Below are 12,451 nucleotides of genomic sequence, written 5' to 3' on the forward strand. Positions count from 1 at the left end.
TTAGATAAAGTTATGTTTATACACAATTTAATCGTATTGCATATCAACATAACTTTATCTAAGTTTGCGGCTTCGTGCACCATAAATGGCCAACATGCGAAACGTTTCCGTTTTGTCCGTCTTAATTTACCTGATCTCCCTGCTGCCGTTCGGGGTACTTTACGTGTTGTCTGATTTAGGCTACGTGGTGCTTTACCATATTATAGGGTATCGAAAAGCCGTCGTTTTCAAGAACCTCAAGAATGCCTTCCCCGAAAAAAGTGCGGAAGAGCGGCGCAATATCGCACGGAAGTTCTACAAGTTCCTTCCCGACTTGTTGGTAGAAGCCATCAAGATGCGGAGCATTTCGGCGGCCGGTGTGAAGAAACGGATGGCGATGTATCAAACGGAAGAATTGGAACGTCATTTTCGAGCAGGCAAAGGCGTCATTGCCGTTACCGCGCATTATGGAAATTGGGAATTGGGCATACATCGTATAGGCCTATTTACAGCGCACCCGGCGCTGATTATCTACAAGCCGTTGCGCAATAAAGCCTTCGATATGGTCTATAACGGCATCAGGAGCCGCTTCGGTGCCATTATGGTGCCCATGAAGCTAACCTTACGGAAAATTATCCAATACCGGCACCAGCCCCACATCAGCGTGTTTGTAGCAGACCAAACGCCCGGGCGTAGCGATTCGCATTATTTCATCAATTTTCTCAACCAAAAAACGCCTGTATATACAGGTGCGGAAAAGATTGCGAAGGCTACCGGATTTCCTGTGGTCTTTTGCCACATTGACCGCGTAAAGCGAGGCCGCTATTGCTGTACCTTCACCACACTGGTAGAAAATCCTTCTGCTATGCCTGCGCATGGCATTACCGATATACATAACAAATTTACGGAAGACATCATCCGCCGCAAGCCGGAATTGTGGTTATGGTCGCACCGCCGTTGGAAAAGGAAGGCCACATCATGAACCACTACCCAAAAGTAGCAGTAGTCATATTGAATTGGAACGGCAGGTTTTTTCTCGAAAAATTCCTGCCGTCGGTATACAACAGTGACTATCCGAATATCGAGTTTGTCGTGGGCGACAACGGTTCTACCGACGACTCCGTAGCGTTTGTACGCGCTGTTTACCCCACCATCCGTATTATACAAAACGATCGAAACCTGGGCTTCGCCGGTGGCTACAACGAGGTGTTAAAGGTGGTGGAGGCAGACTACTTCGTATTGCTGAACTCGGATGTGGAGGTGCCACCTAATTGGATAACACCGGTCATTGAACTGCTAGAAAACAATCCGGACATGGCGGTTGCTCAACCAAAAATTTGCTCAAACTATCAGCGCGACCACTTTGAACATGCCGGTGGGGCGGGCGGATTCATAGATAGCTACGGTTTCCCCTTCTGCCGTGGGCGCATGCTGCACGTATTGGAAAAAGACCACGGGCAATACGACGATCCTTTCGATATCTTCTGGGCCAGTGGTGCCGCATTCTTCATCAGAACACACCATTGGAGACTTTCGGGCGGGTTTGACGCCGATTTCTTCGCACATATGGAGGAAATCGACCTGTGCTGGCGCTTGCAACGTGCAGGGTATCGGATTGGATATTGCCCGCAATCGGTGGTCTACCATGTAGGGGGCGGTACGTTGTCAACCAGCAACCCGCAGAAAACATACCTCAACTTCCGCAACAATTTGTTCATGTTGCAAAAGAACCTCCCATTTTTACGCGCCTTTTGGGTCATTTTTGCCCGTATGTGGTTTGATTTGGCTGCCCTCATACACTTTATGGCCATAGGTAAATTCCGTGATGCATGGGCGGTTAGCCGTGCCCACCAACGCTTTTTCCTGGATATATTCAAGACCGCACGGAAGCGGAGCCGTGAGGGCCAAGGCGGCAAGCTTCGCGGTTTATACCACGGGAGCGTCATATGGGCTTTTTACGGCCACGGCAAACACGCATTCAGCAAGCTCGACCCCAGGCGCTTTTTGTAAAATACCCGCTACATATCAACTTTTTACCCCCCTAATTGTTATCTTAGGTAAATTGAAACAAAAACATTGAAAAGCCAAAATGATAAACCCATGAAACATATCCTTATTACGCTACTGGTCGCCTGCGCGACCTTCCTGGTAGGCACAGCACAACAATCGGAAGCCCTGCCCGGCGCATGGCACACTCAACAGGGAAGCATCCAGCAAACTGCGGTTTTTGTAGACGGCTACCTATCGCACAGCGTGTTTGACGTGAAGAATAAAAAATTCATTTCCACAAGGGGTGGTACCTACACCACCGAAAATGGCAAGCTGGCGGTAACTTGGCAATACGACACCGAAAAAGCCGCCGACGAACCCTCGAATGACACCTGGGTGGGCACGACTAGCACTTTCGACATCAGCGTTGGAAGGAAGTTGATCACCAACCTGCCGGGCAGCAGCACATCATGGCAGCGCGTGGATAGCAATGACGGCGCTATGGCCGGCGTATGGCGCATTAGCGGTAGAAAGCAGGGCGATAACATCAGCAAGATGGCACTTGGCGATCGGCGTACCTTGAAAATCTTGAGCGGTACCCGTTTCCAATGGGTAGCCATCAACATTAAAACGGGCGAATTTTCTGGAACCGGTGGTGGTTCATACACCTTCGAAAACGGAAAGTACACGGAAAACATCGAATTTTTCTCTCGCGATAACGACCGCGTCGGCGCGTCGCTTACTTTCGATGGCGAAATTGACAATGGATCTTGGCATCATTCCGGATTAAGCTCGACCGGAAATCCGATCTATGAAATCTGGACTAAGCTAGCCGAATGATCCGCAAAAAGTAGTATTTTCGCTGCCATGTCACCAGCAGAAGCAGCTATCCGTGTTGAGGAGCTTACCAGGGAGCTCAACGAATACAACTACCAATACTATGTGTTAGCCAATCCATCGATTTCAGACTACGATTTCGATCAACGGCTCAAGGAACTAGAAGCACTGGAACGGCTGTTCCCCCAATTTCTTGATCCCGATTCGCCTACACAGAAAATCGGCGGTGATATCACGCAGCGCTTCCAAACCGTGCCCCACCGGTGGCCCATGCTCTCATTGAGCAATACGTACAATGAGCAGGAGCTACGTGATTTTGACGACAGGGTGCGCAAAGCTATCGGCAACAATTTCCAATACGTATGCGAACTCAAGTTCGACGGCTTATCCATTAGCCTTACTTATGAAGATGGGGCACTGAAACGAGCGGTTACCCGGGGCGACGGCATGCAAGGCGACGAGGTCACCACCAATGTACGGACCATCAGGAAGATACCCAATAAACTACGGACCGACGGCTACCCTGATGTATTCGAAATACGGGGCGAGATTTTCATGCACCGGCCCGCATTCCAACGCCTTAATAACGAACGGATTGAAAATGGTGAAATGGCCTATGCCAATCCGCGTAATTTTGCCGCAGGCACCATCAAATTGCAAGACTCAGCAGAGGTAGCCCGCCGGCCATTAGATTGTTTTCTTTATTTTCTCTACTGCGACAACCGCAATCGGCTTTTCAGTAATCATTGGGACAGCTTGGAAGCGGTAAAATCCTGGGGGTTCCATGTGTGCGAGCACACCGCCTTATGCACCAACATGGATGATGTGTTGGCATTTATCGCCAAATGGGATAAAGAGCGCCACAATCTCAGCTATGACATTGACGGCATTGTCATCAAGGTGAACGACTATGGCCAGCAGGAAGAGTTGGGATTTACCGCCAAATCGCCCCGTTGGTCAATTTCTTATAAATACAAAGCCGAACAGGTGGAAACCGTATTCCTGTCGGTAAGCTACCAGGTAGGACGTACCGGCGCGGTAACACCGGTGGCCAACCTCAAACCGGTATTGCTGGCCGGAACCACTGTAAAAAGAGCTAGTCTGCACAACGCCAATGAAATCGAGCGGTTGGATTTGCGGATCGGTGATACCGTATTCGTAGAGAAAGGTGGTGAAATCATTCCGAAAGTGATGGGCGTTAATATGCTCAAGCGGTCGGCAGACGCGCAGCCCATTGTGTATCCCAGTGAATGCCCCGAATGTGGCAAAGCGTTGATTCGTAAAGAAGGCGAAGCGGTGCACTATTGCCCAAACGATGACGGATGCCCACCCCAAATCGTTGGGCGCATGCAGCATTTCATTGGACGGAAAGCAATGGACATCGAAGGCATGGGCGATGAAACGGTCGACACGTTCTTCCAACAGGGCTTGCTTCACGACATCACGGATATTTACCTGCTTAAGGATAAGCAGGAAACCCTCAAGCAACTCGAACGCTTCGGGCAGAAATCCATCGATAATATGGTTGCTGGCATCGAGAAATCGAAAGCTAAACCTTTTGAGAAGGTGTTGTTTGCCTTGGGTATCCGGTACGTGGGCGAAACCATTGCCAAAAAATTAGCCACGCATTTCAAAACGATCGATAACCTCGCTGCGGCCACGAAGGAAGAAATTGCCTCGGTTTACGAGATCGGTGAGCGGATTGCGGAAAGCGTAACGGAGTATTTTGCCAATGACATCCACCGCGAACAGATCGAGCGGTTGAAGCAACACGGCCTCCAGCTCACCGCTGAGGAAAAGGTGGTTGAGCGCTTGGGCGACTCGCTATCCGGCAAAACATTTGTCATCTCGGGTGTGTTTGAGCAATTCAGCCGCGAGGAACTGACGGCCCTCATCGAAAAACACGGCGGAAAACTGCTGAGCAGCATCTCAGGCAAGCTCGATTACCTCGTAGCGGGTGATAAAATGGGGCCTTCCAAGCTAGCGAAAGCGGAGAAACTGAAGATTCCTATTATTTCGGAAGCCGAGTTGTTGAAGTTAATCGGATAATTCGTTCAGTTTAAAGGATGACCAAGCTTCTTTCGTCCATTGTGATGGATAAAGCGGGGTATTAAGATCGGATTGGATGACGTCAACCTGCGTATCGTTCGAAGCATACAGTGCAATTTTATGATTCATGAGATTTCCATGAAACTGGAATGTAACATTCACACCTTCACCCAGAGTCATTGATTCCAATGGATTACCATAATCGTTCGTCTTTATCAACTTCCATTCGAGTTTCAACCCCTCGGGTTCGTTCAGCAATCGCCATCCCTTACCATCTCGGACTAACAAACGGAAAGTAACCGATTGACCCTCGTCAATCGTTTCGGCAGGTTGTAGAATTTTCAGCTCCGGTAGCTCTTCCGGCACGGCGGCACCCACCCATCGATTTGCTAATCGATAACGCTCGATCTTGCTTCTTCCAACGTCGTCGAGCAGGCCATCCAAGACCACCGCGCGCGGCGTGCGCTCATCTTGCCAGTTCGTGATAAATACACCGATTTCTTGCGTAGGAAGTGCTAAATAATCACGCGCTCCGATCTTGCTAAACAAATACGGTAAGGGAATATCCCAGCCCGTTTCGGCGTCAGTATCGTTTCCTTCGATCAACCCGAAACAATCGATATCCGGGATATGGTAGTGAAGCCAATGGGCCTGTTCCTCCAAATGAGCATCAATATCGATATCGACGCTAATCGGCCGTTTTGGATCAATCGCCTTCATACCCGCAATCAATTGCTTAAGCCACTCGGTATATGCTTCTCTATGATAATTAAAATCCGGCTTGAAATAGCGATAAGACATCCCTTTCAGCGGATTATTACTGATATTCCACATCACTATGGTTTCCTTGTCTTTCAACGACTTCACCGTCCGCAAGATTCGAGTGGCATATTCGTTAAGTTCTTTCCCATCGGACGTGTAATCCAGGTGGTCGGGTAGCCAAAAGCCGTAGCTAATGTTTATCGCTTCCTGTCGCGCCATACTCAATATATTACGGTCATAGACCGAGGGTCCGTAATGTTTGACCGTATTAAAACCCACTTTTTTCATTTCGACGAAATCTGCCGCGATGTCCTTCTTCCGCAGCACTTTATCGTTGGTAGACCAGTTTTGTCCTTTCGCGTAGTTTACACCCTTAATGCCGGATAGCAAGGCCGAAGTAAACGGAAGCACCTTACCCCCACTCGACGATGCGGGCTCAAAACGTTTGAGCGGTCTATTCGTTAGCCAATGTGTTTGCCACCCTTCTTTCCTTAATGCAACGCCCAAACTGTCAGCATGTGCAATACGCCAGTCCAAAAACCCGACACCTTTTCCCGAACCTGGTATATTATGGTCGACTTTGGGATTAAAGAAAACAATCGATTTGATTTCCGGGAACCGTCCACTCATCTCTCGGAATGCCGACCGGAACCATTCGTTCTGCCCACCTGCCGCCGGTAGCGAACCCATTTCGGCTACCATGACCGGAATACCCGATTTAAAAATGGTTTGATTATGGAAGGGCGCATAGAGATCGCGCATACTGTACCATTTGCCGTCATCATTCAATGCGCCGTAGTTGAGGCTGGTAACGCCGATCCAATCCACATACTCCTTGCCTGGAAAGTAGGTTTTTACCGCCTCGGGCTTCCACGGGTTCCACACCCAAATAGCGTTATAGACGTGATGGTTCCGAAAATATCGATGCACATATTGCCAAGCTTTTTTAAATGCATCAGCTGTATTTTCACCCGCCGCAGACCAAGGGTATTGCGGATTGTCAGCTTCATGGGCAAAACGAATAAACACAGGACGATTAAGCGCATTCACCTGTTGAGAAAAACGAGCTAAATAGGCATCATAGTCACCTTCCAGGATGGCCAGGAACACCTTCTTGTCTTCAAACTGTTCGTCGCCTCTTTCTCTTTGATGAAATAAGTTCTGCCACGGTTCCCATGTGATCATGGGAATCGCACCCACGCGATAGATAGAATCCATTAAAGAGGCTGGTAGATTGCATTGTGGTTCGTCGCCCCAAGGCACATAGCAGGACACAATGCCAAATGAAATACCACTCTGGCCCGCTAATATGTTGACATCACTTATCGATGTAAGCCCATCGGACTGGAGGGAAGTGAATATACCCGGAATCACGATATCTCTTCGAGGTTGTGGCCCAGTGGGAAGTTCCACTCCAACTGGCGCGGTATTTATCTTATATGCAGTATAACATATTCCCAGTATAGTAAGCATCAATGCCGTGCTTCTTATGCCACGATAAACACGGCGCCTGAATTTCCAAAAAGACCTTTTGAGTTCGGCCACGACGGCCATCGGGGCCCTTACCACCCAGTAACGTTTTTTAAATCGCCTAAACTGATATTGACGGCTTGCCGCAATCGAGAACGACAGTATGGCACAATTGATTGCGGCAAACCCAGCCATAATCAAGTTATACGGATTCCAATCATTACTCAACCCGTATGCAATCGCAGCAACCGAAGCTGTGATTGTCAATAAATTGGGGACATTGATCCACCAGTTATTGTCTCCGTCATTCCCTTTAGGCGTTGGGATATAAGGAACTTTTTTTCGGAGAAACGTATAAACCAGGCCCACAACGAAGACCCACCAGGTACCGATCATAAGCAGCCCGCCGACCATATGCACCCCGCGCTCTTCCTCTTCCATCACCCATTTTTGGACAAAAAGCCGGATGAGCATAATGGCGACGAATAAGGGGAAACCGATGGTGATAAAATTCAGAAAATCAAAGCTGATCGGACTCGTGTTTAAAATGAGCGAGAGAATTGGAATTAGGAAATTAATCAAGATAAAGACGCCCGATAAGTAGTAGATGGGTATAACACCATAATGCAGTTTCTGTTGCCAACTGAACTTCGGAAACAGCTTAGGGTACGACGTCACGAGCAATTCGAATACCCCTCGCGCCCATTTCAATTGTTGGCTATAATAAGCAGACAACGTGGAGGGCACCAGCCCCCGGGCAACGACGGCGGGTACGTACACCGATTTCCATCCCTTGGCATGGAGCTGCATGGCGGTATGCATGTCTTCTGCCAACCCGGCTGCGTGCCCACCGATCGAGTCTAAAGCCGCACGTCGAAACGTACAATTTGCACCGATGGCCAACACCGTGCCGTATTTGTTCATCGTCATCATGATGGGCCCATAAAATTGGTAGGTCTGCTGGGCCGCACCTTTTGCAACTAACCCCTGGTCCTGGTTTTTGTAAGCTTGGACGACCTGCACGAAACCGACACCCTGATCGCTGAAGTGTGGGATGACAGCATCTAGGAAATCAGGAGAAGGTACATGGTCGGGATCCAGAATCAGGCAAATTTCAGCGTTAGAAAATTGTAACGCATTGTTGATATTCCCCGCTTTTGCGTCGACCTTGAGTGTCCTGGTTACATGGACAACGCCGAGTTCGTCACAAAGATTCTTTAGGTAAGGATCATCCGCCTCGTCACATAAAAACGTTTGATGTGGATACTTGATGGCTTTGATCGCAATCAATGTTTCCCGTATCATTTCATACGGTTCTCCCGCACAAAACGTCGTGAAAACATCCACCGTGAATCGCTTGTCCGACTTCGGCGTATCCGGCACTATAATGCACCAATAGTGTACCCACTCATGTGCAATTTTGAGGCAACCGAAAATGAACGTCGCGACCAGCATTCCGTGTAATATGGCATATTCTGCGGTAGTAGCCAATATTTCCCTCAGGAATAGCACCATGCAGATTGCCCCAATGCCAATCATTAGGCGCAACGTAAAACGTTCTAACCTCGACGGATTGATTACAGGTTCAGTTTTTTTCATTTTCCGTTACCACGTAAAAAGGTGTATTGCATGTAGCGATGTTTCCATGGGCGCCATATAAGGTGGCAAATACCCGATAGGGCCCTTCTTCAGCTGGTGTAACGAATGTCACTTCCAACCCTCGACTATCCTGAATCAATCCACTAATAGACAGAGGTTTAAATATGTTATTTTGACGATTCACTTTATGCCAGTCTTCGGGATAGATTTCCCACTCTACCCGTTGAAACCCGGATGACTGATTCGGCAATTGGCGGATGATTGCTCCGACTTCTTCATTCGCATTCAACACGATATTATCGGCAGCCCCCCGCCCATCTAACAACATGTCCTTTACTTTCGGAAATGGAGCCAAAGTTCCTTCGCCCGTCCACGCCAGCTCCGCTGCCGCAACGACTTCGGTTTTGTTTCCATGTTCATCAAAAAGGCTAAACCACGTGTGTGTGGTTTCCTGTTTTTGCCCCCAATAAAAAATTAATGACCCTAAAAACCCCGGGGCATCCAAGGGCATTTGCTGCTCGTATCGCCAAAGATATTGATCTGCTTTGTTCGTACTTGGTGGTTCTATCCAGGCACCCCAAGCCGTTTTAGGCGTACCTTCCCATGGACCATCGATTCCCCATTCGGTTATGAGGTAAGGTCCACGCCACATCCATTCGAATTTTTCCAAATCGTCCCGAAAAAAACTGAGTCTACCAAAAATGTTGAAGGAAATCACATCAACGTTCGTGCGCAATTTGATATTGATGATATCCTTGCGCTGGAAATTTACCATCGTCGTGGTAACGGGATGATCCGGGTCATCTTGATGAATCATATCGACGATATCATTAAAGGCTTTGTAAAAATTGGCGTACCTCGGTCTAACCGGGAAGGTAAGTTCATTGCCTACGCACCACATGAGTAGCGAGGGCTCATTCATATATTTGTTCACCAATGCTTTGATCGCATCATGTTGCTGGCTAACTTTCGGGGCGTCATTATAATAATCCATATGACGGCTTTCGGGTATAGGTAAGCCCATGATAATGGCAATGCCTAGTTCATTTGCCTCTTCAAATATCGGATCTAGGCCAACCGTATCCCATAATCGGATGGTATTGCCACCGATTTGATGGAGTAGATCTAATTGCACCTGACCCGCGGCGCCTTTGATTTCAAAGGGTTGTCCATTTCGATATAACACGTACTCGCCGTTCACCTCTTTAATGGTAACCTTTGCATCGGTTTTGGGGTGATCATGGGCACAAGCTATTATTAACGGCAATAATACAAGCCAGCAACATTTTCGGATTAACTTGGATAGCACATTGATTATGGACATTCGGCCTAGGGGTCTTGGTGGGTATACGGATGTGGATAAACTTTATTCTTGATGATTCAACACGAACTTTAATCGTGGTGCATAAATATACATTATTTCGATAATACCAAAAACTTTTTTATTAATACCGCTTGTTCAGCTAGCTATATAACGATCCAACCTCTTCGTGCTGCAAAAAAACGTAGTAGAAGCTTACCCTTACTTGGCCGACAGTTGACCTTTATATTAATGATTAAAATATCAATCAGTAATTTTTTTTAGCTAATTTTGGCGGCTATGAACGAACTTTACGGCGCAGGGGTGGCCTTAGTTACCCCATTTCATTCGGATGGAAGTATTGACTTTGATGGTTTAGCTCGGGTTATCGAGCACCAGATCAACGGTGGCATGGACTACCTCGTTTCTTTGGGTACAACGGGCGAGACAGCAACGCTCACCGAAGAAGAACGAAAGGCTGTATGGAAGTTCACCGCAGAAAAGGTTTCGGGCAGGGTGCCGTTGGTGGCCGGTATCGGAGGCAATAACACCGCAGAAGTGGTACGCCAGCTCCACGCATTCAACCACCAAGATTATGCCGCGATCTTGTCGGTAAGCCCCTATTACAACAAACCCACACAGAAAGGTATTTACAAGCACTACCAGGCGGTGGCTGTGGCCTCCCCCCTGCCGGTAATCCTCTATAACGTGCCAGGACGTACCGGCAGTAATATTAGTCCCGAGACGACGGTGCAGCTCGCCCGGGAAGTCGACAACATCGTGGCCACAAAAGAGGCCTCGGGCAATTTCGACCAGTTCAGCAAGATCATGTATGATAAACCGGAGGGATTCTTATTGCTCTCTGGCGATGACCCAGCTACCCTGCCCATGATGGCCCTAGGTGCTGTGGGCACCATATCGGTCGTGGCAAACGCATTTCCGGCCGAAGTCGCCCAACTGGCTAAGCTATGTCTGGAAAATAATTACGTGGAAGCCCGCAAAATCCACGGTAAATTGATTCGGATGACGGAACTTTGCTTTGTTGAAGGTAATCCGGCAGGTGTGAAGGAAATACTACGCCAATTGGGAATGTGTGGGCCAACGGTGAGGTTGCCACTAGTGGAGGCGAGCGCACCGCTGACAGACGCGATCCGGGCAGAGCTACCGTTTTATTCCTAAGTCTTTGCTGTTCTTGGAATGCGTAAAATTCCACCACACACCCCGCAATGCCGCTGTTATCAAATTTGGTTTGCCCTTGAGCAGGTATTTCACGAGGAGCACCGGGATGGCCACCGTTAAGTAATAACAACAGAAAATCACCGTGGATGGCCATTGGGCATTTCGCCGGATAAAGAGCCACCGGTTACGTACCATGAAATAGGTTTTCAACGGGCTTTCTTTGCCCACGCTCATGGATTCTTTGTGATAAATTTTTGCTTTTCCAGTAAAACCTATTTTCAATCCGGCGCGCTTGAATTGTTCGCACCAATCCAGCTCCTCGTAGTAAAGGAAGAAATGCTCGGGCATAAGCCCTACCCTTTCCAAATCCTTCCGCCTGCATATCATGGCCGCACCGTGACAATAACCTGTTTCAGTCGTTAAATGGTCATACTGACCGTTATCCTCATCCATCGTACCAACACCGCTATTCCGACCAGTCAGGTAGTTCATTGGCGTATAGCCAGCGTATTGGATTTTAGTTTTATCTTCGTGGTATAAGATGAGTGGTGAAAGCAAGCCTATATCGGGATGACGCTCCAGCTCATCGCGGAGTTTTTCAATAAATCCAGCTGTGATTTCAGTATCATTGTTCAGGAAGAGCAGGTAATCACCTGTCGCGTGCTGGATACCAAGGTTGTTGCCTCCAGCAAAGCCGAGGTTCTCTTGTGAGCGGATGTAGATCAGGTCGGGAAACACCGCTTTGAAAACATCTTCATTATCTACGGTAGCGCCATTGTCTACAACAATGACCTCCAAAGCCTTTCCTTGAGCAAACCGTATTATCGAATGCAAAAAATCGGCAGTTAGTGCTGCTTGGTGATAATTGACTGTAATAATCGATACCAAACCCATAGTTGATAAGCCATTGCTTTTTTCGAGCGCGACAAAGCTAGTTGTTTTTTCCGACCGGGCAAAGGGAACGATGCGTGAGGCTTCGGTTTTGGTCGCTTAAGTAGATACTTATACGCGGGAAGTAATTACAAGCGCAGCGGAAGTAAACACTTCGAGCAAAAAATATGCTGCAGCTGTTTCCCGTCGCACAGCATAGAAAAAGGCCGTCGGATACGGCACCAACCTCAACCAGCTAGGTTTCGAAGAATGGACCTTTGGTTAGTGGAAAACTCTATTACCTCAATTACTGGTGATGCGTTAAGTTTTGAACTTATAATATAACTTACTGAATACAAATTATTTGAATTGATAAATGATTTTTTGATTTGAATTCACCTTATCGGAATACACACC

General features: G+C 47.9%; 8 protein-coding genes. 5 read left to right on the top strand and 3 right to left on the bottom strand.

What is annotated here, in order from left to right; all coding sequences use genetic code 11:
• Positions 1 to 94 precede the first annotated feature (94 nt).
• From U9S71_RS09535 to ligA, 4 genes are all read left to right on the top strand, one after another.
• A complete protein-coding gene (locus U9S71_RS09535; RefSeq protein ID WP_326327042.1) occupies positions 95 to 961 on the top strand; it encodes a lysophospholipid acyltransferase family protein in 867 nt (288 codons plus the stop codon).
• Positions 958 to 1,989, top strand: coding sequence for a glycosyltransferase family 2 protein (locus tag U9S71_RS09540; RefSeq protein ID WP_326327043.1), 1,032 nt, complete (start codon positions 958 to 960; stop codon positions 1,987 to 1,989). The genes U9S71_RS09535 and U9S71_RS09540 overlap by 4 nt, the downstream gene beginning before the upstream one ends.
• A gap of 90 nt (positions 1,990 to 2,079) precedes the next feature.
• Positions 2,080 to 2,808, top strand: a complete 729-nt coding sequence (locus U9S71_RS09545) for a hypothetical protein (RefSeq protein WP_326327044.1) — start codon at positions 2,080 to 2,082, stop codon at positions 2,806 to 2,808.
• Positions 2,809 to 2,835: 27 nt separating this feature from the next.
• Positions 2,836 to 4,854 (top strand): NAD-dependent DNA ligase LigA, encoded by a 2,019-nt coding sequence (gene ligA, locus U9S71_RS09550; protein WP_326327046.1) that lies wholly within the window; start codon positions 2,836 to 2,838, stop codon positions 4,852 to 4,854.
• On the opposite strand, the gene U9S71_RS09555 is transcribed toward ligA, so the two are convergent.
• Together U9S71_RS09555 and U9S71_RS09560 are read right to left on the bottom strand one after the other, a co-directional pair.
• Positions 4,843 to 8,685 (bottom strand): glycosyltransferase, encoded by a 3,843-nt coding sequence (locus U9S71_RS09555; protein ID WP_326327047.1) that lies wholly within the window; start codon positions 8,683 to 8,685, stop codon positions 4,843 to 4,845. The genes ligA and U9S71_RS09555 overlap by 12 nt on opposite strands.
• Positions 8,672 to 9,952, bottom strand: coding sequence for a glycoside hydrolase family 2 TIM barrel-domain containing protein (locus tag U9S71_RS09560; RefSeq protein ID WP_326327048.1), 1,281 nt, complete (start codon positions 9,950 to 9,952; stop codon positions 8,672 to 8,674). Before U9S71_RS09560 ends, U9S71_RS09555 begins: the two co-directional genes overlap by 14 nt.
• 333 nt (positions 9,953 to 10,285) lie before the next feature.
• On the opposite strand from U9S71_RS09560, the gene dapA reads away from it, so the two are divergent.
• Complete coding sequence (gene dapA, locus U9S71_RS09565) at positions 10,286 to 11,164, top strand: 4-hydroxy-tetrahydrodipicolinate synthase (RefSeq protein WP_326327049.1); 879 nt, start codon at positions 10,286 to 10,288, stop codon at positions 11,162 to 11,164.
• Here the strand turns inward: dapA and U9S71_RS09570 are convergent.
• Entirely contained in the window at positions 11,147 to 12,058 is a 912-nt protein-coding gene (locus U9S71_RS09570; protein ID WP_326327051.1) for a glycosyltransferase family 2 protein, read from the bottom strand. The two genes, dapA and U9S71_RS09570, sit on opposite strands and share 18 nt — an antisense overlap.
• Positions 12,059 to 12,451: the final 393 nt, after the last annotated feature.

It is taken from the genome of Parapedobacter flavus, from assembly GCF_035818675.1.
Classification (GTDB): Bacteria; Bacteroidota; Bacteroidia; order Sphingobacteriales; family Sphingobacteriaceae; genus Parapedobacter; species Parapedobacter flavus.

Excerpts from the sequence above, each read along its gene's own strand:
- U9S71_RS09535 (WP_326327042.1), top strand. The coding sequence starts at position 95 with ATGCGAAACGTTTCCGTTTTGTCCGTCTTAATTTACCTGATCTCCCTG.
- U9S71_RS09540 (WP_326327043.1), top strand. The coding sequence starts at position 958 with ATGAACCACTACCCAAAAGTAGCAGTAGTCATATTGAATTGGAACGGC.
- U9S71_RS09545 (WP_326327044.1), top strand. The coding sequence starts at position 2,080 with ATGAAACATATCCTTATTACGCTACTGGTCGCCTGCGCGACCTTCCTG.
- ligA (WP_326327046.1), top strand. The coding sequence starts at position 2,836 with ATGTCACCAGCAGAAGCAGCTATCCGTGTTGAGGAGCTTACCAGGGAG.
- U9S71_RS09555 (WP_326327047.1), bottom strand. The coding sequence starts at position 8,685 with ATGAAAAAAACTGAACCTGTAATCAATCCGTCGAGGTTAGAACGTTTT.
- dapA (WP_326327049.1), top strand. The coding sequence starts at position 10,286 with ATGAACGAACTTTACGGCGCAGGGGTGGCCTTAGTTACCCCATTTCAT.
- U9S71_RS09570 (WP_326327051.1), bottom strand. The coding sequence starts at position 12,058 with ATGGGTTTGGTATCGATTATTACAGTCAATTATCACCAAGCAGCACTA.